The organism is Sphingomonas arantia (assembly GCF_042682045.1).
GTDB lineage: Bacteria > Pseudomonadota > Alphaproteobacteria > Sphingomonadales > Sphingomonadaceae > Sphingomonas_R > Sphingomonas_R arantia.
This window is the reverse complement of the sequence record NZ_JBHUGS010000002.1, coordinates 37,307-60,937: the sequence shown is the minus strand read 5'-3', so window position 1 is coordinate 60,937 and position 23,631 is coordinate 37,307. Positions and strand designations below refer to the sequence as shown.

Genomic DNA, 23,631 nt, shown 5'->3' with positions numbered 1-23,631 from the left:
GCCCTGACAGGATGGCGAAGGGGAAAATCCGTCGCGGCAGATCTGTCACCCCTCCGCTTGCAGGCTGCCTCGATTCACTTCTTCTGCGACGCGATCTGCACGGTTGCGTCCGGTAGCCCGTCGGCCGCCACCCGCACGCGGATCGCCCCGCGCTTGCCGGGGACCGCTCGCACGATCGCGATGGCGCGGCCGTTGAACAGCTTGCGAGCCGCCGACGGGAACGCGACGAAGTCGGTCGGGTCACCGTTGTCGGTCGCGACGATCTCGCCCGGCCCCTCGATCGTGAAGCGCACCATACGCTGGTCGCGCGGCACGAACCCGCCACGCGCATCGTTCAGCACGACGCTGACCCACGCCAGGTCCTTGCCGTCATCGGCGATCGACGTCCGATCGGCGGCCGCTGCGATCCGCACCGGCGCGCCGGTGGTCCGCACCGTCTCCTCCGCCCAGGGCTTGCCGTCCTTCCAGGTGACGACCTTGATATCGCCGGGCTCGTAACGGACATAGTCCCAGCGGAAGCGATAGGCGAACGGCGCGCGTTTCTGCCGCCCCTGCGACTTGCCGTTGACGAACAGCTCGGCCTCGTCCGCGGACGTGAAGGCGTGGACCGGGGTCACCTGCCCCTCCCGCCCCGCGAAGTTCCAGTGCGGCAGGACATGCACGAACTTCACGTCCGGCCGCCACCGCGCCTTGTACAACCAGAAACGGTCCTTCGGAAAACCGGCCAGATCGACGATCCCGAAATACGAACTGCGCGAACTATAATAAGGCGCCGGTTCGCCGAGATAATCAAAGCCCGTCCAGACGAACTCGCCGGCGACGGTTGGGTTCTGGTCCTGCGCCGCCCAGGTCCGGTCCGCCGTCCCACCGAAATCGGCCGCGAACAGTTCGTAGGCGCTGACCTGATGCGTCGTCTCGTCGCCGCCCACGCCCGGCCGGACCGGGTTGCTGATCCCGCCGGGGACCGGGAACTGATAGTCGCCGCGACTGCTGTAGGCGGCCGCACTTTCGGAGCTGAAGATGACTTTGTCCGGGTGCTTCGCGCGGAACCCGGCAAAGGTCGGCAGCTTCGTCCGCACGCCCGCACCCTGGTAGTTCAGTGCGATCGCATCGAACGTGCTGGCGAAATCCGATCCCGGTGCCGCGACGTTCATCGATCCCATCACGGGGCGGGTGGCGTCCTCCTGATGCGCGATCGTCATGACCTCGCGCGCGACGGCCGCTCCGCGCCCGCCATATTGCTCGCCGACCTCGTTGCCGATGCTCCACATGATGACCGACGGATGGTTGAAGTCGCGCCGCATCATCGCGCGCAGGTCGGGCTCGTGCCAGTCCTTGAAGATCAGATGCGTATCGAACGGCGTCTTGCGCCGCTCCCACACGTCGAACACCTCGTCCATCACGAGGAAGCCCATGCGATCGGTCATGTCGAGCAGTTCGGGCGCGGGCGGATTATGCGCCATGCGGATCGCGTTGACGCCCATGTCGGCCAGGATGTCGAGCTGGCGCTTGGCCGCGCGGTCGTTCCACGCCGCGCCCAGCGCACCCAGATCATGGTGCTGGTTGACGCCGTTCAGCATCACATGCTCGCCGTTAACGATCACGCCGCGATTGGGATCGAACGTCAGCGCACGCACGCCGAAGCGCGTCTCGTACGTGTCGATCACCCGCCCGCCACGGCGCAGCGTCGTGACCGCGACATAGCGATTGGGCACCTGCGTCGGCGGCGGCCCCCACAGCCGCGGGTTGCGGATCGTCGTCGTCCCACTGATGCTGGCGGTTCCGCCGGCCCCGATAACGACCGTCGCGGGCGCGATCCGCGCCACCGCGCCGCCCAGCCGCCGGTCGGCCGCATCGATCGCGAAGATCGCGGTCTCGGCGACGACGCTGGCCCCGGCGGACGCGAGGTTCTCGACGGTCAACGCCAGCGCGACCTGCGCCTGCCGTGCGGAGACGTCCGACGTCGTGACCTTCGTGCCCCATTGCGCGACGTGAACCGGATCGGCGGTGGTCAGCCACACGTTCCGATAAATGCCGCCGCCCGGATACCAGCGGGACGACTCCATCGGATTGTCCAGCCGGATCGCAAGCTGATTGTCGCCACCGGGCACGACGTACGGCGTCAAATCGAGCCGCCAGCTATTATACCCGTAGGGCCAGCCGCCGACGAGTTTGCCGTTCAACCACACCGTCGCATAGGACATGGCACCGTCGACATCGAGGAACACCGATCGACCGCGATCCGTCGCTGGGACAACGAGCTTCCGGCGATACCAGCCGGCCCCCCAGCTCGGCAGCCGGCCCATGCCGCCATAGGGGCCCTCGGCAATGAACGGACCGGCGATCGCCCAGTCATGGGGCAGCGTCACCGACTGCCAACCGGCATCGTCAAAACCGTCCTTGACGTAAGACACGTCGCCACCGGGATTGCCGGTCGGTCGGGCATGGCGCTTCGCCGGGTCCCGGATGAAGGCGTTGCCGCTCGGCAAGATATACGGGCGCAGCACGCCTTTGCGCACCGCCGTGTCGGAATCGTCCATCACCCCGGCATCGAAATCGGCACCGTCGGGACGCAGCTTCAGTTCGGGCAGCACTTCGTAGCGCAGGTCCGCGCCGACGCCGGCCGGGTCACCGCGGTGAAACTTCCACCCGTCGTTGATCGAAACCCGGGCCCGCTGGGCTTGCGCAGGCGACGCGGCGACCGCGGCAACCGTCACGATCCAGGCGACGCGCGGCGCGAGACGGGCCGTCGTCGCGAACCGGGAACCGACGATCCCTGCGGTCCACCCACGTCGAAACGATCCCATCGGTCTGCCCCTACCTGCTTTTTTGTCAGACCAATCTAGAAGGAACGGGTGGCAAGGCAATTGTTTTCCACCATCGCCCGATCCGATGCGGGCGAACTTCGAAAGCTAGCGCGCGTCGCTCATCACGGCATCCGCGCCCAGAATGTGCGAACGCCGGCTGGCGATCCGGCGGCGAACCGCCTCGAATTCCTCATTCTCGGTCATCACGAGCAGATGCTCGATCACCGCTTCCAGATGGTGGCGCATCGCGACGCGGGCGCCGTCCGCGTCCTGCGCGCGCACCGCGGCCAGCACCGCATCGTGCTCGGCCGCCCGCCGATCCTCCCCGCCGCCACGGGCACGCTGGTGGATCGTCCGCGCCAGCAGGCAGCGCTCCCGCATCGCCCACAGGTCGGTCACGACCGCCGTCATCGCGCGGTTGCCGGTGGCGCCCGCCAGCGCGAAATGGAAATCGCGATCGGCCTGTTCGCTAACGGTCACATCAGGCTCGCGCATCACCGCGATCAGCCGTTCCAGCTCGGCCAGATCGTCGTCGCTGCGGCGCACGGCGGCCAGCGCCGCCACCTCCGCCTCGATCCCGCGGCGCGCCTCCAGAAGCTCGAACGCACCGATATCGAGCGTCTCGACCTCCTCGTTCGCACCGAGCGAAACGACATAGATGCCCGAACCCTTGCGCAGTTCGAGCACGCCGATCATCTCGAGCGCCACCACAGCCTCCCGCACCGACGCACGGCTCACGCCATAGGCATCGGCCAGCTTCCGCTCGGTCGGCAGGCGGCTGCCGATCGGAAACTCTCCGGCGGCAAGCCGGGTGAGGATCGCGTCACTGATGCGTCGATAAAGCTTTTCCTGGCCGATCATCGTCTACCCTCGTCGCCGTCCGCGAACGTGAAGCATGAATCGCATGATCCTCGCCAGATCAAATCGTCCCCGAACCATCGGTGCAGGCCACGTGCCATACATATCACACCCGAAATAAAATGAATTGGACCGACATATACCATCTTGACCGGCCGACCATGCCGCCCCTAGCACGCTGTCATCAGGACAGCGGCGTCGCAGAACAGCCGCGTTTGGGGAGGATTACAGATGAAGTCGCTGAGTGGTTTGCGTCGCGCCGGTGCCGTGTCGACGCTCTTGATGGCCACCACCGCCTGGCCGGCCATGGCGCAGACCGGGACGGCCCCGGCCGCACCGCCCGCGCCAACCGCCTCCTCGTCTTCCAGCGCGGACAGCCCACCCGCCGCGACGCAGGACGGTGCCGGCCAGACCGCGCCGACCGCGATCGACGGAACCGCGCAGGCCCCGGCCGATCCCTCCGCCACCGGCAACCAGGACATCGTCGTCACCGGCTACCGCGCCTCGCTGGAAAGCCAGACGAACGCAAAGCGCAACTCGATCGGCTTCACCGACACGATCTTCGCCGAGGATATCGGCAAGTTTCCCGACACGAACATCGCAGAATCGGTCAACCGCATTCCCGGCGTCACGATCAGCCGCGAAGTCACCGGCGAAGGATCGAACGTCGCGATCCGCGGGCTCGGCACGAACTTCACGCGCGTCCTGCTCAACGGTGCCCCCGTCGCGATCGCATCGGTCCGGTTCGATGCGCAGTCCACCAACCGCGAGGTCGATCTCGACCTGATCCCGACCGAACTCTTCACCCAGCTGACAGTCAGCAAGTCGCCCACCGCCAGCCAGGTCGAGGGCGGCGCCGCCGGCACCGTCAACCTGCGGTCCGCACGCCCGTTCGACAATCCGAAGCCCTACATCAGCTACGGTCTGCAAGGGTCGAAGGTCAGCCTCGCCGACAAATGGGGCTATCGCGGCTACGCACTCGCCAGTGCCACGTTCGGCGACTTCGGCGTGCTGGTTGGCGGTGCTGCGGTCAAGAACCGGTTTCAGGTCGACGGGTTCGAAACCATCGGCTGGACCAACCCGAACCTGACCTCCGCCCAGCGTGTCAGCGGTGCGGCGAACGCGACCGGCGGCGGCAATTTCACCATCCCCGGCACCGTCCCGGCCAATGCCGGCAACGGCCTCGTGACCGGCACGCCGATCAACCAGGGCTTCCTGCTCGCGCAAAACCCGGGTGCCACGATCGACCAGATCGACAACGGCCTGCTCCCCCGCCTCGGCCGCCCGCGGACCGAGATCGGCGAACGCACGCGCTACAACGGCCTGGTCTCGCTCGAATGGCGGCCGAGCGATGCGTTCCACTTCTACGTCGACGGCATGTACGCCAATCGCAAGACCGACTTCACGCGCACGTCGATGGCCTGGTCGGTCCGCAACGGCGCGGTGATCCCGCTCAACACGACCTACGACAACACCGACTGCACCGTAGGCTGCACCGTCACCGGCGGCACCTACGCCAACTCGCAATTCTTCCTGGAATATCGCCCGTACCGCGATCGTCAGGACTACTGGGTCGTCAATCCGGGTGCCGAGTTCATTCTGAACGACGCCATCAAGGGTGATTTCCAGCTCAACTACACCAAGAGCAAGTTCCGCCGCGAAAGCCCGACCGTGCTGGTCATCACGCCGCCGAGCAGTGGCGTGACGGTGAACTACACCAATGACGGCGGCATTCCGGACATCCAGAGCAACGTCGATCTGAACAATCCCGCTTCGTTCGGCTGGGCCGGCGGCGGTCGCCTGAACCTCAACGGCGAGGAACGCTCCACCGAGACCAAGGGCATCCGTGGCAGCCTGCTGTTCGGCGATGCCGAGCGGTTCAGCGTCCGCGTCGGCGCCGCCTATGACGATACGTCGCGCCGGATCACACCGTTCGACAACACCAATCCGTGGCAGGCCGCAGTCTGCGGCAACAACCCCAGCGTCGTGCTGCCCGGCCCTAACCGTCAGCCGCTTTGCGATGGCGCCAACCAGCCCGGCACCGCCGCCCCCGCGGGCTACCCGACCTATGCCGGTTACGGCACGGGCTTCAGCGCCGGTGGCGCGCCGCTGGTCTATGCCGGTTCGGTCGTGCCGACCGCCGCTCTGGCGGGTTATCTGCTGCCGGGTAGCAACGGCTACATCACGGTGGACTGGGACAAGTTCAAGGCCGCGACCAACTATGACACCCTGCTCGCCGGCGCGACCGAGACCGGCTCGGGCAGCAGCGGCGCCAATGGTGGCCTGATCCGCGAAAAGGTGACCGGCACCTTCATCGAGGCGAACGGCAATTTCGACGTCGGCGACGGCGGCGACACGGTCCGGCTGAACGGCGGCGTCCGCTATGTCCGGACACTGCAGAAAGTCGGCGGTCGCACGACCATTCCCGATCCGCGCAACGTCCGCAACGGCGTGACCTGCCCGGGCGTCAGCCCGACGTTCGCGCTCGACGGCTCCTGCTACCCCACGCTCGTCAACTTCACGCAGACCGACCGGCTCTATTCCAACTACTTGCCCTCGGCGAGCGTCGCCTACAACTTCGGACGCAAGGCCGTCGCCCGCGCCTCGGTCTCGCGCACCATGACCCGGCCCGATCCGAACCAGCTGCTGCCCGGTGCGTCGTTCACCTCGCCCTCGGCCGATGTCGGCACGCTCGGCAACAACGCGCTGAACCCGTATATCTCGGACAATATCGATCTCGGGTTCGAATATTATACCGGAGGCGAAGGCGTGATCGCGTTCGCGGCATTCCGCAAATCGATCACCGGCTTCACGGTCAACGGTCTCACCACCGTGCCGTTCGCCACGCTCGAACCGTTCGGCATCACCTTCGCCTCGCTGACGCAGGCGCAGCAGCAGGCGCTGATCGACCGCGCGGGTCCGGCCGGCGTCGCGCCGGAACAGGTGCCGATCCAGATCCAGCAGCAGGTCAACTCCGACGGCAAGCTGAAGGTGAACGGGCTTGAGTTCCAGGTCACCCAGCCGCTCGATTTCTTGACCCGCTTCATCGGCGTCGAAGGGTTCGGCGTGCAGGGCAACCTGACGATGATCGATCAGAAGGGCGAAGGCACCGGCGCCCCCGCGGTGGCGCTCGGCGTCGCGCCCACCACCTACACGCTGACCGGCTATTACGAAGGCAACGGCCTGTCCGCCCGGCTGACCTATACCTATAACGAGGGTTCGGTGCAGTCCGGTCTCAACCAGAACGGCCTGCCCGCCGCCGCCATCATCGGCCGCGACTATGCGCAGCTCGACTTCTCCGGCAACATCGATCTCGGCAAGATTCTGGGCAACGACCTGTTGCCGACGGTCGTCGTGAACGTGATCAACATCACCAAGGAAGCGCAAAGCTCCTACTTCCAGTTCCCGAACGCGACCTTCAACGAATACAACCCCGGCCGAACGGTCCTGGTCGGTATTCGCGGCCGCTTCTGACCCTCTAAACGGTTCCCCTCCCCTGATGGGCCGGTCGTCCGCGACCGGCCCTTTTTTTGCCCGTCGTCCGCTGGGTCGAAGGGCGTGGCCAGCGCAACCATCGCCAGCGCGCGCATGCCGTGTTTCCGCAGCACGAGCGCATAGGCCAGACTGCCGATGTGCTTCTGAAAGAGTGTCAGGCGGGCGCGTTCAGCGAGTGACTGGCGCCCAGCCGATTGGCCAGCGGCGCAGCCGGCAGGGCGAACAACGCGGCGACGAACGCGAAGCCGATCAGGATCGTGGACGCGCCTTGCCGGTCGCCCGCGAACGGATCGGCACAGTAGCTCAGCAGCCCCAGCACCGCGCCTAGGATCACGAGCGGATGCAGCCGGATCAGACCGCTGATCAGGAGCTGCCGCGTCGACATCCATCCCCGCGATCGGCCTAGCCATAGCCAACGACAGAGCCTACAAAGCGAAGAAGCAATCCACCGCCAGATAGGCATGCGGCAACGGCAGACGCGCGGCGTCGAACCGAACCGTGATGCCCTGGATATGAGATGCGGCAATCAGCAGCGCCGCTGTCCCTCGCAGTCCGCCAGAGCCTCGAAATGAAGCTTGCCGCCGGGGACGGGCGTCGCGGGACCGTCGACGGCCCGCCTCGTCATCGCCCGGCCCGGCGGCCGCGGAACACCCGGTGGTTATCCCGGCCGAACGGACAGGTCAGGCAAGCGCGTGCGGATCGACAGGCGTATAGCGCGGCACGAGCAGGTGGATGACGAGCAACGCCAGCAGATAGGCCACCCCCGCGACCGCGAAGATCGGTCCGTAGCTGCCCACCCCAGCCAGGATCGTGCCCGCGAACTTCGCCATCAACATGCCGCCCAGCGCGCCGGCGAGCCCGCCCAGCCCGATGACCGACCCGCCCATGCCGCGCGGGAAGAGATCACCCGGGATGGCGTACACGTTTGCCGAGAACCCCTGGTGGCACGCACAGGCGAGGCCGATTGCGGCGACCGCCCACCAGAGCCCCGGCGCCTGCGCCGCAAAGATGATCGGCAGCGCGAACAGCGCGCAGACGAACAGTGCGGTCTTGCGCGCGCGGTTCGCGCTGAACCCGCGCGCCAGCAGGTGCGACGAAAACCAGCCGCCGCCGATCGAACCGACGTCCGCCAGCAGGTAGACCGCGACGAGCGGCGGACCAAAATCGAGCATCTTCACGCCATATTGCCGATTGAAGAAGTCGGGCAGCCAGAACAGGAACGTCCACCAGACCGGGTCGATCAGGAACCGGCCGAGCATATAGGCCCACGTCTGGCGCAGCCCGAGCAGCGTGCGCCAGCGCACCGGGCGGGCCGCCGGCACGGGGTCGGCCTCGATCCACGCCAGCTCCTCGGGCGTGACGCGCGGGTGCCGCCGCGGGCTGCGGTAGAAAGCGAGCCACGCGAACAGCCAGATAACGGTCAGCGCGCCCGTCGCGATGAACGCCATCCGCCACCCGAACGTGACCGCGATGATCGGCACCACCAAAGGCGTCAGGATCGCGCCGACATTCGATCCGGCGTTGAAGATCCCGATTGCCAGCGCGCGTTCGCGTTGCGGAAACCACTCGTTCGCCGCCGCCAGCGCCGCCGGAAACGCGCCGGCCTCCCCGATCGCGAGCGGGATCCGCGCGAAGATCATCATGCCGGCACTGGTGAACAGCGCGTGCGCGACATGACCGATCGTCCAGAGCGTCACCGCGACCGCGTAGCCGATCTTCGCCCCAACCCGGTCGACGAACCGCCCGAACAGCACATAGGCGATGCCGTAGGCGGCCTGGAACGCGATCGCGAGATTGGCATAGCCCTGCTCGCTCCAGCCGTAGCGCGACTGGAGCTCGGGCTTCAGCGTCGGCAGGACGAGCCGGTCGATGTAGCTCAGCGCGACCGCAGCGAACAGCAGCGCGCAGACGATCCACCGCACCTTGCCACGCGGTTTCTCGACCATGTCGGCGGGCGGTGCGGCGATGCTCACCAATTGTACATCGTGCCATCTTCCAGCCGGTTCACCGGCAGGAAGGCACGCTTATATTCGTAACCCGCGGCCAGTGCCTCGTCGATGTCGACGCCCAGCCCCGGCGCGTCGCCCGGATGCATCATGCCGTCCGCGAAGCTGTACGCGTGCGGAAACACCGCGTCCGTCTCGGCCGTATGGGGCATATGCTCCTGGATCCCGAAGTTCGGGACCGAAAGCCCGAAATGCAGCGCGGCGGCCATGCAGACCGGCGACAGGTCGGTCGCGCCGTGGCAGCCGGTCCGCACCTGATACAGGTCCGCCAGCGCCGCGATCCGGCGGAGATGCGTGAGGCCGCCGGCATGGACGACGGTGGTGCGGATATAGTCGATCAGCTGGTTCTGGATCAGCTCTCGGCAATCGTGGATCGAATTGAAGATCTCGCCCACCGCCAGCGGCACGGTGGTGTGCTGACGGATCAGACGGAACGCCTCCTGGTTCTCGGCCGGCGTCGCATCCTCCAGCCAGAACGGGCGATAGGGCTCCAGATCCTTGCCCAGCCGCCCCGCCTCGATCGGCGTCAGTCGGTGATGGATGTCGTGCAGCAGGTGGACGTCCCAGCCCAGCGCTTCGCGCGCCGCGGCGAACAGTTCGGGCACCACGCGCAGGTAGCGGCTGGTGTTCCAGACCGCCTCGGTCGGCAGGTCGCCATCGGCGGGCTCATAGGGCTGGTCGCCCTTCGCCACGCCGTAGGTGGACGCCATGCCGGGTACGCCGCACTGGATGCGAATCGCCTTGTAACCCTGCGCCTGATATTTCCGCGCCACCGCGATTGTGTCGTCGATCGTCGTGCCGTTGGCGTGGCAATACACCATCACGCCCTCACGGCTCGCCCCGCCGAGCAACTGGTAGACCGGCATCCCGGCCAGCTTGCCCTTGATGTCCCACAATGCGGTGTCGACCGCCGCGATCGCGGTCATCGTCACCGGTCCGCGCCGCCAGTAAGCCCCTCGGTACAGATACTGCCAGACATCCTCGATCCGGTGCGCATCGCGCCCGATCAGGCACGGCACGACATGATCGGTCAGGTAGCTCGCCACCGACAGCTCGCGCCCGTTGAGCGTGGCATCGCCGACACCCGTCGTCCCGTCGTCGCACTCGATTTTCAGCGTGACGAAATTGCGCCCCGGGCATGTGACGATGACGCGGGCGTTGACGATCCTGGGCATGATCTCTTCAATCTCTATCGAACGGAGCGCTGGCGATGGCCGGGCGAACGCGAGCCGGTTCTGAATCCGGACGGTGGCGAAGCGGCAATGCGGGTTCGGTCGCCATCCTGCCTGCCGAACCCTCCACCCCGGCCGACAGCATCCAAATTGCTGTCTGACACCTGCTGAGTACCACCCTGCCTATCCCGTGCCCTAATTGTCAATGCCGACCCATGGCGCAGCGCCCTTCCCGGCTGCCAACTACGGCCCGACGGTCACGATCACCCGGCGATACCGGGTCAGCGGTGGCGTGCCGCGATCGGTGACGGCCAGCACGAAATGCGCGTCGCAGGTCCGCGTGACCGGAGGCGCCCGAAAGCTGCGCTCATAGAGATTCTCCGTGCTCGACAGCGCAATATCGCCGCAGGTCCCCGCCTCGCGATACTGGAACCAGCGATAGCTGAGGCTGTCGCCATCCTGGTCGCGCGTGCCGAGCGCGCTCAGCTGGACGGTGGCACCCGACCGGACAGCAAGCCGATCCGAATGGGGCAGCACGACCACCGGCGGGTGATTGACGTCGCCCGGCGTCCTGTACGTCCACTGCATCCGCGCCGCGAAATCGTTCTGGAAATCGTCTCGCCAGCGCCACAACGTCTCGCGAAACCCCCGGTAGCTGCGCTCCATCGGCTTGGTCGCCCGGCCATAGGCGTTCACGACCACCGGCGTGACGGTGTCGATGGCGTTCGTCCAGATCGGCCGGGTCTCTGCCGGCACCGGCACGCCGCCGTTGAACCCCGTCGGATCGAGCTCCGCGCGCGCCGGCATGCGCAACGTGTAGCGCCCGCCCCACCCGCCCCAGTCCGGCCGGTCGGGCATGTTCAAACCGTTCGGGATCAGCCCGAGGAACGTCGGCGTATCGCCTTCCATCCCGTACGCGACATCGGGATAGGCCGCGCCCAGCGGACCGCGCCCCTGCTGGATGTTGGCGGCAAGCCAGGGGTTGGAGATCGTGCTGTTGTCGATGCCGTCGACGACGGTATTGATTCCGCTCCATGTCGCCGCGCCGTAGCCACCCGGGCTGACGATATAGAACAGGTCCGGAAATTCGCGACGGATCCACGGCCCGCTGTCGTCCTGGTCCGACACGGTATAGAGGCGCAGCTTGGCGACCAGCCGCTTCAGCTCCGCCGGCGACCGCGTAGCCCGCAGGGTCAGCAGCGCCTGCGCCAGCGTGTTCGGCCCGCCCCAGCCTGCGACCCACAACGGCCGATCGTCGCGCCGATCCAGCGCGGCGATGATCCGCCGCGATCCGGGCGTATCCTTGCCCGGCCCGATCGCGGCCATGCCGTAACCCGGCTGACCCGTATCGATCATCCGCGACAGGGTGTCCGCCGTGGGAAAGCCCGGATCATGCCGCACCAGATTGGGCCGGACCTTCTCATACTCGCCGATCAGCCGGCGGATGGATTCCGGCGCAAGCCGTGCCTTCTGGTGGACCGACGTCGTCGCCACCAGCCCCTCCAGGTCGATTTCGTTCGCGTACAGCAGCAGCCGGATCAACGACTGCGTATCGTCCGGGTCGGCCTCGATATCGGTCAGCACGATCAGGCGCGGATGCGGCGTGGTCGGCTGGGCAACGGTCGGCTGGCCAATTGCCGCACTTGAGATGGCGGTGAGGCTTGCCGTGATCCATGACCGGATCTTCATCGCCTATCCCCTCCGTCCGCTTTTCGTCGACCCCCGTTATCGGCGACCGCGCCGCACCGTCAACAGCGGTCGGACCGATCGATCGGAGGCAGTCTGTCGTCATGTCGCGGCTAATAAACACTCCCCGTCAGCCGCCCCGTCGCCCGCAGCAGCGCCGCCTGCGCGATCAGCACATCGCTTCGGTTCCGCGCGACGGCGAGCTGCGCGGCGCGGAAGCTCTGGTCGGCCACCAGGATATCGATCGTCGATCGCAGGTCGAAGCTATATTCGGCGCGCACGCCCTTGAGCGCGAGGTCGGCCGCCACAAGCCCCTCCGCGTTCGCCGCCAGCCGCGCACGCGCAGCCGCCAGCGTCGCCCAGGCGGCATCCGCCGCGCGCGTCGCTTCCCGCGCGGCGGCGTCGGTCTGAAAGCGTTCGGCGCGGTATGTCGCCGTCGCCTGCCTGACCCGCGATGGGACCAGCCCACCGGTCAGCAGCGGCACGCGCAGCGCCAGCCCGGCCGAGGCCGCAGCCTCATAGCCGCGAATGCGGTCATCGGCGATCCGTCCGCCATAGCCATAGGCGCCGTTCAGCGACACGAACGGCGCGCGTTCGGCGCGCTCGCGGTCGATCCGCGCCGCCGCGGCATCGGCCACGCGGCGCTGCTGGAGCAGAAGCGGATTTGCCGCCTGCGCCTCATCGCGCGCTGCATCCAGCGTCGCGGGCAACGCCGCGGGGGGTGGAACCTCGGCGGAAAGCGCGCCGGCCGCCTGCCCGACGATCGCGCGATACGTCGCGGCCACGGTCGCAAGCGCGCCTTCCGCGTCGGCAAGGTTGGCGACGACGCTCGCGCGTTGGGCCTCCAGCTGCGCGACGTCGGTGCGGGTGGCTTGGCCGAGGCCGAAGCGCGACCGCGCCTCCGCGACCTGCGCATCGAGCCGCTCGATCCCCACCCGCGCCACCTCCACCGCCTGCTGATTGTAGAGCAGGTCCGCATAGGCGCCGACGACGCGCTCGAGGATCGCAGCCTCGATATTCCGTAGCCCCTCCGCTCCCGCCGCCACGTCGCTGTTCGCGGCGCGCACCGCCGACGACGCCCGGCCTCCGGTCCAGATGGGCAGCGTCGCGCCGATGCTCGCCGTGCCCGTGCGACCGGAGTTGAACCGGTCGTAGCCCGCATCGCCCCCGGCATCGACCGTCGGTCGGCCGATGACGCGGGCCTGTTCGGGCGCCTCGCCCAACGCGTCCTGCCGGGCACGCGCGGCGGCGAGTTCCGGGTTGGTCGCATAGGCCGCCGCGACCGCATCGTGCAGCGTCTCTCCGCAGGCTGGCGTCGCGAGCACCAGCGCCGCGGCACCGACGAGCCACCTATTCATGGCGCAGTGCCCAGGCCGGGGCGGCGCGGCTGGCGCGCAGCGACTGGGCCAGCACGGTCAACACCGCGATGACGATCGCGACGGCGCTCGCCGCCAGGAAGTAGAGCGGCGACAGCGCGATCCGGTCCTCGAACCCGGCAAGCCAGGTCCGCATCGCGACGAACGCGAGCGGCCACGCGACGAGGTTGGCGATCAGCACGGGCCGCAGGAACTGCCCGACGAGCAGCTTCACGATGTCGCTGGACGAGGCGCCCAGCGTCTTGCGGATGCCAATCTCCTTGATCCGCCGCGCGGTGTTGAACGACGCCAGCCCCCACAGCCCGACGCAGCCGATCAGCACCGCCAGCCCCGCGCCGATCGCGAACAGCCGCGTCGCGCGGTCGTCGGCCTCGTAGAACGTGTTCAGCCGGGTGTCGGCGGTGTCGCCGTTGAACGGCACCTGCGGCACCATGCGCTGCCACACGCCGCGCACCGCCGCCAGAACGGCACGCGGATCGCCGGCGTAGCGGATGGACGCCACCGGTGCGCTCTCCTCCTCGGGTTGACGATAATGGAGGTAGTAGGTCGCGCTGTTGGGTTCGCGCGGGTTGAAGAAGCGCATGTCGTCGATCACGCCGATGATCGTCCGTGGCCGCTCGCCCCCCACCGTCTTGCCGACCGCATCCTGTGCGGAACGGAAGCCGAGCGTCGAGATCGCACGGCGGTTGATGACGATGTTGCGTGCTGCGCCTTTCGCGACCTGCTTCGCATCGTCCGCCCCGTGCGCGTCGTCAAACAGCCGCCCGGCGAGCAGCCGGCTGCCATAGACAGCGAAGAAGCGCGGACCGACGACGATCCAGCGCAATGATGGGCCGGGGCCGGCCACCCCGGGCAATGGCACGTTGTCACTGCTGTTCTCGCCGCTGCCGCCCACCGCACTGTTGCCGACCGCGATGTCGCTGACGCCGGGAAGCGCGCGGATCGCTGCGACGACGGCGCGCTTCTGTGCAGGATCGATCAGACTGTCGCCCAGCGAGCGGACCACCAGCAATCCCTGCCGGTTGAACCCAAGATCGGTCTGGCGAACGTACCGGGTCTGCGCGACCAGCACGGTGGTGCCGATGGTGAAGGCGATGGCGAGACCGAACTGGAACACCACGAGCGCTTCGCGGATGCGGGTGCCCGCACGGCCACCCCCCGGTGCGCGGGCCGACGCAAGCACCGCGGCCGCGGGAAACCGTGACAGCAATATCGCCGGATACGAGCCGGCGGCGATGCCGACGAGCAGCACCAGCACGACCAGCGCGGGGGCGACCAGCGCGTAGGGGATCGTCATCGACAATCCGCCGGCTGCATTGACGAGCGGCAGGCTGAGTTCCGCTAGCATCAGGCCGATGATGGCCGCGATGGCGACGGTCAGGATGGCCTCGCCCAGAAACTGGCTGATCAGCGCGCGTCGGTCGGCACCCAGCACCTTGCGCATCGCCACCTCGCGCGCGCGCAGCCCGGCGCGGGCGGTGGCGAGGTTCACATAATTGATGATCGCGATCAGCAGGGTCAGCAGCCCGACGATGCCGAGCGTGACGACCGTCATCTTGCGACTGGCGCTCTGCTGGCCCTGGGGTTCGAGATGCATCTGGTCGATCGGCAGAAGCTCCAGCTGCTGCGTTTTCGACGCGTCCTCACCCAGCTCCTTCAGGCCGCGGCGGTCGACGAAGGCCCCGAGCTTCTGTTCGAACTGCCGCGCCGCGGCCCGTGTGTCGAAGCGCAGGAATGTCTGAACCGACGTGCTTCCCCAGTTGAACCAGTTCTCCGACGGCGGCGTCCGCGGCAGGGGGATCAGGATCGAGAATTTGAGGTCGCTGTTCTTGGGCACGTCGCGGAACACGCCGACGACGCGGTAGGTCTCGGCGCTGTCCACCGCGATCGTCAGGGTCTGGCCGATCGGGTCGCTCGACCCGAAATACTTTCGCGCCGCGCTCTCGCTGATGATCGCGTTCGTCGGGGTGCGGAACGCGCCGCGCCCGTTGCCGCGCGCCATCGGCAGGTCGAACACCGCGAAGAAGGACGGATCGACCTGCGCCACGTCTTCGCTCACCGCGATCCCGCCGCGCAAGACGCTGCCAGACCCCTCCCCGCCGCGGAACCGCGTCCCGACCGTGCCGGGAAAATCCTCCCGCATCTGATCGAGCAGCCCGCCCATCGTCCAGGGAAAGGCGCCGTTGAACGGACTTTCCGGCAGGTTCCACACCGTCTGCACGGTGTAGATGCCGTCATGGCGCGGCAGCCACTTCTCGTAACTGGTTTCGAACCGGACATAGAGCGCCAGGACGAGGAACACGGCGATCCCCACCGCCAGCCCGCCGATGTTGAGTGCGGCGTAGAGCTTGTGACGGGTCAGCGAGCGGTAGAGCGTCAGCAGGGCGAAGCGGTTCATGATCGGTCCTCCCGTCAAATGGCGCGGGCGACGGAGGCGACGATGCGTCCGTCGAGCATGTCGATCCGGCGCCGCGCGATGTCCGCGTGGCTGGGCGAGTGGGTGACCATGACGATCGTCGCCCCCTCCTGGTTCAGACCGGTCAGGATGTTCATCACCTGCGCGCCATTTTCGGTGTCGAGGTTGCCGGTCGGCTCGTCCGCCAGGATCAGCTTGGGGTCGCCGACGATCGCGCGGGCGATGGCGGCGCGCTGCTGCTGACCGCCCGACAGCTGGTGCGGATAATGGCGCGCACGGTGGGCGATGCCGACCTTGTCCATCGCCGCGGCGACCCGCGTGCGGCGGTCGCCCGCCTTGTCCTTGCGATACGCCAGGCCAAGCTCGACATTCTCGGCGATCGTCAATTCGTCGATCAGGTTGAAGCTCTGAAACACGAAACCCAGCGTCTGTCCGCGGAAGCGCGCCAGCGCCGCCTCGTCGAGCGCCGCCAGGTCGCGATCGCCGAACAGATACCGGCCCCCCGTCGGGCGGTCGACGGTGCCGAGCGTGTTGAGCAGCGTCGACTTGCCGCAACCGGACGGCCCCATGATCGCGACGAACTCGCCGGCGGCGACGTGCAGGTCGATGTCGTGGAGCGCCGTGGTCTCGACCTCGTCGGAAACGTAGCGACGCTGGATATTCTCTAAGCGGATCATGGCATAGCCCTTCAGCGGAGGTTGAGGATGTCGCCCTTCACGGACGCGGTGTTGGAATTGACGATGCGCTCGCCGGACGTGAGGCCGGACAGAATCTCGACCTGCTCGGGGTTGCGGCGACCGACCTTCACCGCCCGGCGACGCGCATGGCGGCCGTCGGCGTCGAGGACGAAGGCCGACGCGCCGCCGCCCGCCTCCAGCCAGCCGCCGACCGGTGCCACCAGTGCGGGCGCGGTGCTGCCAAGCGTGATGCGGATATCGATCGTCTGGCCGCGGTTGAGGCCACCGCGCGCCGCACCGTCGAACGTCAGCTCGACCCGGAAACGACCGTCCTTGACCGCCGGCAGCACCTTGCTGACCGTCACCCGGGCGCCGTCCGCGGTGGCGCGCTGCCCCACCGCCACGCGACCGAGATAATATTCGTCGACATCCGCCTCCAGCTTCCACGATCCCTCGCTGTCGACCTGCCCCGCCGGATCGCCGGGCTTCAGCGTCTGCCCCGGCTGGATCGTGAAGTTCGTCAACCGCCCGCCGGTCGGGGCGCGCACGGTCAGCGCGTCGAGCCCGGCGCGCACCGCGGCAAGGTTCCCCGACAGCCGCCCGCGCGTATCGGCCAGCCGCGCGGCCTGCGTCGCGGTGATCCGTGCTTCCGCCGCACCGCCCGACTGCAGCTGCGCCAGACGCTTCTGCTGATACGCGGTCTCTTCCGCAAAACTCTTCACGCCCGCGTCCGAAACGAAGCCTTGATCGTGAAGCTGCTCGCGGATGCCGAGTTCGCGGCGGGCCTTGATCAGGTCGTAATTCGCCTGCGCGATCTGGCCGGCGCGGTCCAGCCGGTTGCGCTCGATCCCCAGATCCTGTCCCGACACGTCGCCCAGCTGCCCGGCGATCTGCGCCTCGCGCGTCAGCACGTCGAGCTTCAGCGTGGGGTTGGCAAGCGTGGCGAGCGGCTGGCCCGCGACGACCATCGCGCCGTCCTGGACCAGCAGCGTCTCGACCTGCCCCCCCGACAGCACGCCGACCAGCGTGGTCACGCGCGGTGCAACGGTGGCCCGCACGGGCAGGTAATCGGCAAACGGCGCGCGGGCGACCGCACCGATCTCGATATCGGCCAATGCGATGTCGGTCGATCCGCTCGACGGCAGGAAACGCCACAGCGCAAGGCCCGCGATCGCCACCACGACGGCGATCAGCACCACCCGGCGCCGCCACCAGGGCGTCACCTTTTTCGCCACCCGGCGGTCCATGCCGGCGCCGGCAGGGGTGGTTGCGTGTACGGGCTGTTCGGTCATCATGTGGACAGTGTCGCGCAGGACTGCCGAAATGCCGAAAAGGCCCAATTTCAATGACTAAGCCGAACACCACAGCATCCGCACTGTCCGGCCCCGGACAGGCTGTCCGGGATCGGACAGGAAATGACACGTCAAGCCGGGCGACGATTCTACTTGTCGACGACAATCCGGAGGTCGCCCGCGCGATCGCGCTGGCGTTCGACTGCGCGGGTCATGCGATCGATGTCGCGACTGGGCCGGAGGACGCCTTCTCGATGCTGGCGCAGCGGCGCTACAATGCGATCCTGCTCGATCTCAATTTCACGCAGGGCCAGACCAGCGGTGCGGAGGGTTTCGCCTGCCTCGCACGGATCGTCGCGGATGATCCCGCCGCGGCGGTGGTCGTCATCACTGCGCACAGCGGCATCCGCATCGCGGTCGCCGCGATGCAGGCGGGGGCGCTCGACTTCGTGATGAAGCCGTGGCGCAACGCCGACCTCATCGCCCGCGTCGGGGCGGCCATCGCCAAGCGCGCGCGTCCTGTCACCGATCCGGCCGCCTTCGTCCCCGCCCCGCACCGTCTGCTTGGCGACAGTCCGCCCATTGTGGCCGCGCGCGATCTGATCCGCCGGATCGCGCCGACCGCGGCGAACGTGCTGGTGGAGGGCCCGCCGGGCAGCGGGCGGAGCCTCGTCGCCACGCTGATCCACGACGGCTCGTCCCATGCCGACGGACCGGCAACGATCGTCGATCTCGGCGACCCGGCCGGCTGGTCGCGGATCGACGGCGCGACCGCCACGCTGATCTTGCGCGATCCCGACCTGCTCGAAACCGGCGCGCAGCTGCGCCTGCTCGATCGGTTGCCGGACGCGGTGCGGACGATCGGCATCGTCGGGGACGCGGCACGGCTGTCTCCCCGTCTGCGCGTCCGGCTCGGCACGATCGTCCTGCCGCTGCCGCCCCTCGCCGCGCGTGGTGAGGACGCGCTGCTGCTCGCCCGCCATTTTACCCGCGTCGCGGCCGAACGCCACGGGAAGCCGGTCCCGCCCTTCACCGCGTCGGCCGAAGGGCTGATCCTGTCGACCCGCTGGACCGACGAAGTCCGCGGTCTCGCCCAGGCGGTCGAGCGCGCGGTGTTGCTCGACGATGATGGCGTCATCGATGCGGGTGCGCTGGCGCCCGCACTGGTCCGCACGATCGGCACCGCCTCCCCCGATCCGGCCGCGCCGCTCGACGTGTCGCTCTCCGCATCGGAACGCGTGATGATCGAGGCGGCACTGCGCCAGCATCATCACAATGTCAGCCACGCCGCCGCCGCCCTCGGGCTCAGCCGGCAGGCCCTGTATCGTCGCATGACCCGCCATGGTCTCTAACCGGGCGCTCGATCCGCGTGGCTTGGGCGCGATCGCTGCCGCCGCGGGACTGATCGCGGCGGGCGCGGTGATCGTCTGGGCGCTGCGCCACGGCTTCTACGGCACGACGCTGTTCGCCAGCCTGTCGGCAGTCTGGCTGACGACGCTGCTGTGGTGGAACGCCAGCGAACCACGCAATGCCGCGATCGTCGCGCCCGCCGCCGGAGACGAGGACCGCGAGGAAGAAGGGGTCATGCTGCGGATGCTGCTCGACCAGGCGCCTGGCGCGTTGCTGGCGGTCGAGGGAACCCGCGTCCGCGCACTCAATCGCGCCGCGCGATCGCTGTTCGCCACGGACGATCTGGTTCTTCCCGCACCGGCCGCGCTCCTGTCGGACGACGTGGCCCGCCTCCGCCATGATGGTCGAAGCTGGCGGATCGATCGCGTCGCGGTCCAGGGCAGCGCAGCGCCGCGTACGCTGGTCGCGCTGATCGACGTCGAGGCCGCGGAACATGCCGCCGAGGCGCGCGCCACGCGTGACCTGTTGCGGGTGCTGGGCCATGAAGTGATGAACGCGATGGCGCCGATCGCCTCGCTGGCCGAAACCGCGCTCGCGGTCATGGCGGTGCCCGAGCGGCGCGACCGGCTGCTTCCCGAAATCCTCGGGACGCTCGCGCGCCGCGCCGATGGCCTGCGCCGCTTCAGCGAAGCCTATCGCCAGGTCGCCCGCCTGCCCGAACCGACACTCGCCCCCGTTCCCGTCGCGGACCTGTTCGCGGACCTCGCCCGGCTGTTCGACGCCCAGTGGCAGGGTGGCGCAAGGCTGGACATCGCCGATCCGGGCGATCTGATCGCACCGCTCGATCGCGGCCAGATCGTGCAGGCGATGCTCGCGTTGCTCAACAACGGCGTCGAAGCGGCGCTTGCGAGCGATCCACCGCCCCTTGTCCGGCTGTCCGCGACGGCATCGACCGATCGCCTGACCTTTCACGTCGCCGACGATGGTCCCGGCGTCGACGCCGTCCACCGCGCATCGATCTTCCTGCCCTTCTTCACCACCAAGGCCGACGGCAACGGCATCGGGCTGGCCGCCGCGCGCCAGGTCGCCCAGGGCCATGGCGGGGACGTCATTCTGCGCGCCGGTCGCCCGACGACATTCGACCTTTCCGTGCCGCTCTGACTGACCGTTCGAGCAGCGCATCGGCCGCTCCTTCATTCGGAGCCGACAGGATCCTCGTCGAGCGTCGCGACGCCCATCATCGGATGCATGACGAAGGTCCAGCCATCGCCGCCAACGATCATCAGGCGTAGCGATTGCCGGTCTGCCATACCGAGCAGCGACGCGGCGCCCGACGCAGCCGGCAGGGTGACAGTCGTGCCATCCTGACGAATGCCGGTGGCCCAGCCGCGCCGTCCATCGCGGATCTCGCTGGCAAGACGCTCCAGCGCGGTCTCGAGTGCGATGCGCGCGCGCGGACCGGTGACCCAGGCGTGGCCACTCGGCCTTGGCTCGGGCGGTGCCACGACGTCTTGCACGGGGGGCTGCCTGACCGGCCGGCGTGCCTTTTCCTTCGGCTGATCGAGGGGCCGCACACCCTCCATATTCATCATGCGCGCAAATTCATCCATCGTCGTCTCTCAGGTGGCCGCGCCCGCAGCGCGTTCGTCAAGTTCGCACCCGTCCGACGTGCTTCTGCGCATGTCTGGCCAACGGCCGAAACACCTTTCTGGGGTCGACGACGATAGACATGAAAAGCCGCGTGCTGTCCATTCGACGCGATGCCGGATCCCCCGGCGATATCAGGCGACCAGCGCGAAAACGATGCTGGGCCCTTTGCCCAAGCGGTCTTCCGGTATCAGTTCGGCACCGCCAGCGGGGATCGACACAGGATCCTGGATGCATTCAAGAAACTCGGGTCATCATAATCCCGACCCCAGCCGTTAAAGCGATCGATCGGAAACAGGCCGCAAACACGCATAAGTCTCGGTCAGGAAGCGCGGCTGCGCGCACCGCTCGGCCAGTCTGCCGCGCCAAACGCCACAGCCGCTGGAGACGCGCCAAGGATACAACCAACTCCAATCCCCCATTCTGCTATTGATAGTCAGTCGCAAACGAACTAGCCGCAGTCGCGACACAGTCTAGCGAAGGGTTCCCATGCTCTCTTTCATGCTCGCCGCCGCCGCGGCCGGCAGCGTCGCGTCGGCCACCTCGGAACAACGGGCCTCGCCTCGCGAACGCCCGCTCGACGAGGAGATCGTGGTGACGGGCGCGGCATCCGGCTACGATGTCGATACCGTCCAGGTGGGCAGCTTCCGCAATCGCGGCGTGCTCGATACCCCCGCGACGGTCAACGTCGTCAACCGCTCCCTCCTGAACGACCAGGGCGCGCTTGGCCTCGACGATGCGCTGCGCAACACGCCGGGCGTGACCCAGCAGACGACCAGCCCGTTCAACAGCAACACCTTCCTGGCGCGCGGGATCGCGATCGATGCCCAGACCAATTATCGCCTGAACGGCGGCCTGCCGATCGTCAACTTCGCGCCGATGCCACTGGAAGACAAGGAACGGGTGGAACTGTTGAAGGGAGCGTCCGCGCTCTACTACGGCATCGCTACCCCGTCCGGCGTCGTTAATCTCGTCACCAAGCGGGCCGGCCCCCGGAACGTGACGGCCGCCTACGGCATCGGCGACAGCGAGGGTGGCTTCGGCGGCGGCGTCGATATCGGCCGGCGCTTCGGCAACGAACGCCAGTTCGGCGTGCGTCTGAACGCTTTTTCCGCGCGGACGCGATCGACCACCGACGGCGTCGGCGGCGACCGGCAGGTCCTGAGCGGTGCATTCGACTGGACCGCGGGCGATCATCTGACGGTCCAGGCCGATGTCGAATATTATCGTCGCAAGGGTGAAGAGCCGGGTGGCATCACGCTGCCCGCGGCGGTGCGCGGCGTCATCACCCTGCCGGCCGTCCCCTCGCCGCGCCAACGCTACGCGCCCGACGGCGCACCCTTCACGACGCAGGGGCTGAACGCCGTCGCCCGCGTCGACTACCGGTTCGCACCGGGCTGGTCGGCCCGGGTCGAAGGCGGCATCGCGAACGCGTACCGCGACCGGCTTATCGCCACGCTCGGCACCATCGACCTCGCCACCGGCGCGGGACGCCTCACGCTTACCGGAACGCCGGATCAGTTCTGGCAGAACCGCTACGTCAGGGCCGAGTTGGCGGGGGGCTTCATGACGGGGCCGGTCGACCACGATCTCCTGATCGGTGTGGCCACGACGCGGCAATATCGGCGCGATCAGCGGCAAGTGCGCTATTCGCCCCTCGCGCAGAACCTGTACGATCCGGTCGCGATCGACCTGGCGAGCCTCGTGCCCGCCACCCGCACCGTCAATGCGGGCAATACAGTCACCGATACGGGCGCCTATGTCATGGACGTCATGTCGCTCGGCAAAGACATCGACATCGTCGCCGGCGTGCGCGGCGTCAGCTACCGGACGCAGGCAGGCGACGCCGACTATACGGTTCACGCCGCCACGCCCACCGCCGCGCTGATCCTGCATCCGACCGCTACGACCAGCCTCTATGCCTCATACATCGAGGGCCTCGAAAGCGCCGGCGTCGCACCGGACGGGACGGCCAATGTCGGCGAAACGCTGGGCCCCGCCCGCAGTCGCCAGTGGGAAATCGGCGCGCGGGCGAAGCTCCTCGGTGTCACCGCCTCGCTGTCATGGTTCGATATCGATCGCGCACTTGCCTACACCGATGCAGCCAACGTCTATGTCGCCAACGGACGCGCCAATCACCGCGGTATCGAGGGATCGATCCTTGGCGCGATCGGGCACGGTTTCGACGTCGCGCTGACCGGGCAGTATCTCGACGCGGTGCAGAAGCGGACCGGTTCCGCCGCGCTCGACGGCCGGCGCGTGCTCAACGCGCCCCGCTGGTCGGGCTCGGCATTCGTCCAGTATCGCCCATCCGGTTGGGATCGTTTCGCGGTCAATGCCGGCACCTACTACACTGGCGCCCGCTTCGCCGACACGGCCAATCTGGCGCGCCTGCCCGGTTTCGTCACCTACAGCGCCGGCGCGAGCTACCGCCTCCCCCTCGATGACGGCCGGACGCTGACCCTGCGCGTGAACGGAGACAATCTGACCGACCGGCGATACTGGGCGACGGGCGGCACGACCCTCTATGTGGGCGCCGCCCGCACGGTCCGGATGTCGGCGTCGTTAGAACTCTAGAACGCCCCGGTCGTGTCGCGACCATCTGCCCTCGGCGTGTACCTTTTCCCATGATCCGCAAGATCGCCGGGGCATGGGACGTACTGGAGAAAGTGCTGGTTCAGGACTATGCTCTGGCCAAGGCATGATCCCGGCAATCGCGCGCACTCCGGCCCCTGTCGAATGTGCGTGCGCAACAACCGCTGCCTGTGGGCCTACTCGACGCAGTGAAGGCGATGCCCGCGCGAGGAAAACCCCAATAAGCGGTTCATTGCGTCGCTAACGAGTGGCAC

At 67.9% G+C, this 23,631-nt stretch carries 15 protein-coding genes; 4 read left to right on the top strand and 11 right to left on the bottom strand.

The window, feature by feature from the left end:
- Positions 1 to 74: 74 nt before the first annotated feature.
- Positions 75 to 2,807, bottom strand: coding sequence for a beta-galactosidase GalB (galB, locus tag ACFSGX_RS06055; RefSeq protein WP_380928335.1), 2,733 nt, complete (start codon positions 2,805 to 2,807; stop codon positions 75 to 77).
- Between the two features lie 105 nt (positions 2,808 to 2,912).
- Complete coding sequence (locus ACFSGX_RS06050) at positions 2,913 to 3,668, bottom strand: FadR/GntR family transcriptional regulator (RefSeq protein ID WP_380928333.1); 756 nt, start codon at positions 3,666 to 3,668, stop codon at positions 2,913 to 2,915.
- Positions 3,669 to 3,896: 228 nt separating this feature from the next.
- Here ACFSGX_RS06050 and ACFSGX_RS06045 point away from each other — a divergent pair, with 228 nt between their 5' ends.
- Complete coding sequence (locus ACFSGX_RS06045) at positions 3,897 to 7,139, top strand: TonB-dependent receptor (RefSeq protein ID WP_380928332.1); 3,243 nt, start codon at positions 3,897 to 3,899, stop codon at positions 7,137 to 7,139.
- Positions 7,140 to 7,314: 175 nt separating this feature from the next.
- Here ACFSGX_RS06045 and ACFSGX_RS06040 read toward each other — a convergent pair whose 3' ends face one another.
- The 8 genes from ACFSGX_RS06040 to ACFSGX_RS06005 all read right to left on the bottom strand — a co-directional run bounded on the left by ACFSGX_RS06040 (position 7,315) and on the right by ACFSGX_RS06005 (position 17,788).
- Positions 7,315 to 7,545: a hypothetical protein gene (locus tag ACFSGX_RS06040; RefSeq protein WP_380928331.1), complete on the bottom strand. Its 231-nt coding sequence runs from the start codon at positions 7,543 to 7,545 to the stop codon at positions 7,315 to 7,317.
- A gap of 295 nt (positions 7,546 to 7,840) precedes the next feature.
- Entirely contained in the window at positions 7,841 to 9,106 is a 1,266-nt protein-coding gene (locus tag ACFSGX_RS06035) for an MFS transporter (protein WP_380929985.1), read from the bottom strand.
- 23 nt (positions 9,107 to 9,129) lie between these two features.
- A complete protein-coding gene (gene manD / locus ACFSGX_RS06030; RefSeq protein ID WP_380928330.1) occupies positions 9,130 to 10,341 on the bottom strand; it encodes a D-mannonate dehydratase ManD in 1,212 nt (403 codons plus the stop codon).
- Between the two features lie 240 nt (positions 10,342 to 10,581).
- Positions 10,582 to 12,027, bottom strand: coding sequence for a DUF1593 domain-containing protein (locus ACFSGX_RS06025; protein ID WP_380928329.1), 1,446 nt, complete (start codon positions 12,025 to 12,027; stop codon positions 10,582 to 10,584).
- Between the two features lie 110 nt (positions 12,028 to 12,137).
- On the bottom strand, positions 12,138 to 13,382 hold the full coding sequence (locus ACFSGX_RS06020) for a TolC family outer membrane protein (RefSeq protein ID WP_380928328.1): 1,245 nt from the start codon (positions 13,380 to 13,382) through the stop codon (positions 12,138 to 12,140).
- Entirely contained in the window at positions 13,375 to 15,798 is a 2,424-nt protein-coding gene (locus ACFSGX_RS06015) for an FtsX-like permease family protein (protein WP_380928326.1), read from the bottom strand. Before ACFSGX_RS06015 ends, ACFSGX_RS06020 begins: the two co-directional genes overlap by 8 nt.
- A 14-nt stretch (positions 15,799 to 15,812) precedes the next feature.
- On the bottom strand, positions 15,813 to 16,493 hold the full coding sequence (locus ACFSGX_RS06010; protein WP_380928324.1) for an ABC transporter ATP-binding protein: 681 nt from the start codon (positions 16,491 to 16,493) through the stop codon (positions 15,813 to 15,815).
- Positions 16,494 to 16,504: 11 nt separating this feature from the next.
- On the bottom strand, positions 16,505 to 17,788 hold the full coding sequence (locus ACFSGX_RS06005; RefSeq protein ID WP_380928322.1) for an efflux RND transporter periplasmic adaptor subunit: 1,284 nt from the start codon (positions 17,786 to 17,788) through the stop codon (positions 16,505 to 16,507).
- 50 nt (positions 17,789 to 17,838) lie between these two features.
- Here ACFSGX_RS06005 and ACFSGX_RS06000 point away from each other — a divergent pair, with 50 nt between their 5' ends.
- Both ACFSGX_RS06000 and ACFSGX_RS05995 read left to right on the top strand, forming a co-directional pair.
- On the top strand, positions 17,839 to 19,137 hold the full coding sequence (locus ACFSGX_RS06000; RefSeq protein ID WP_380928320.1) for a sigma-54-dependent transcriptional regulator: 1,299 nt from the start codon (positions 17,839 to 17,841) through the stop codon (positions 19,135 to 19,137).
- Between the two features lie 22 nt (positions 19,138 to 19,159).
- Positions 19,160 to 20,296, top strand: a complete 1,137-nt coding sequence (locus tag ACFSGX_RS05995; RefSeq protein WP_380928318.1) for a sensor histidine kinase — start codon at positions 19,160 to 19,162, stop codon at positions 20,294 to 20,296.
- A gap of 32 nt (positions 20,297 to 20,328) precedes the next feature.
- Here the strand turns inward: ACFSGX_RS05995 and ACFSGX_RS05990 are convergent, their stop codons facing one another.
- Positions 20,329 to 20,745, bottom strand: a complete 417-nt coding sequence (locus ACFSGX_RS05990) for a hypothetical protein (protein WP_380928317.1) — start codon at positions 20,743 to 20,745, stop codon at positions 20,329 to 20,331.
- Positions 20,746 to 21,271: 526 nt separating this feature from the next.
- On the opposite strand from ACFSGX_RS05990, the gene ACFSGX_RS05985 reads away from it, so the two are divergent.
- Entirely contained in the window at positions 21,272 to 23,359 is a 2,088-nt protein-coding gene (locus ACFSGX_RS05985; RefSeq protein WP_380928315.1) for a TonB-dependent siderophore receptor, read from the top strand.
- Positions 23,360 to 23,631: the final 272 nt, after the last annotated feature.

Bases quoted from the DNA above. Each gene is read 5' to 3' on its own strand.
- ACFSGX_RS06040 (WP_380928331.1), bottom strand. From the start codon at position 7,545: ATGTCGACGCGGCAGCTCCTGATCAGCGGTCTGATCCGGCTGCATCCG.
- ACFSGX_RS06005 (WP_380928322.1), bottom strand. From the start codon at position 17,788: ATGATGACCGAACAGCCCGTACACGCAACCACCCCTGCCGGCGCCGGC.
- ACFSGX_RS06010 (WP_380928324.1), bottom strand. From the start codon at position 16,493: ATGATCCGCTTAGAGAATATCCAGCGTCGCTACGTTTCCGACGAGGTC.
- ACFSGX_RS06020 (WP_380928328.1), bottom strand. From the start codon at position 13,382: ATGAATAGGTGGCTCGTCGGTGCCGCGGCGCTGGTGCTCGCGACGCCA.
- ACFSGX_RS06000 (WP_380928320.1), top strand. From the start codon at position 17,839: ATGACTAAGCCGAACACCACAGCATCCGCACTGTCCGGCCCCGGACAG.
- ACFSGX_RS06035 (WP_380929985.1), bottom strand. From the start codon at position 9,106: ATGGTCGAGAAACCGCGTGGCAAGGTGCGGTGGATCGTCTGCGCGCTG.
- manD (WP_380928330.1), bottom strand. From the start codon at position 10,341: ATGCCCAGGATCGTCAACGCCCGCGTCATCGTCACATGCCCGGGGCGC.
- ACFSGX_RS06050 (WP_380928333.1), bottom strand. From the start codon at position 3,668: ATGATCGGCCAGGAAAAGCTTTATCGACGCATCAGTGACGCGATCCTC.
- galB (WP_380928335.1), bottom strand. From the start codon at position 2,807: ATGGGATCGTTTCGACGTGGGTGGACCGCAGGGATCGTCGGTTCCCGG.
- ACFSGX_RS05990 (WP_380928317.1), bottom strand. From the start codon at position 20,745: ATGGATGAATTTGCGCGCATGATGAATATGGAGGGTGTGCGGCCCCTC.
- ACFSGX_RS06045 (WP_380928332.1), top strand. From the start codon at position 3,897: ATGAAGTCGCTGAGTGGTTTGCGTCGCGCCGGTGCCGTGTCGACGCTC.
- ACFSGX_RS05985 (WP_380928315.1), top strand. From the start codon at position 21,272: ATGCTCTCTTTCATGCTCGCCGCCGCCGCGGCCGGCAGCGTCGCGTCG.
- ACFSGX_RS06015 (WP_380928326.1), bottom strand. From the start codon at position 15,798: ATGAACCGCTTCGCCCTGCTGACGCTCTACCGCTCGCTGACCCGTCAC.
- ACFSGX_RS06025 (WP_380928329.1), bottom strand. From the start codon at position 12,027: ATGAAGATCCGGTCATGGATCACGGCAAGCCTCACCGCCATCTCAAGT.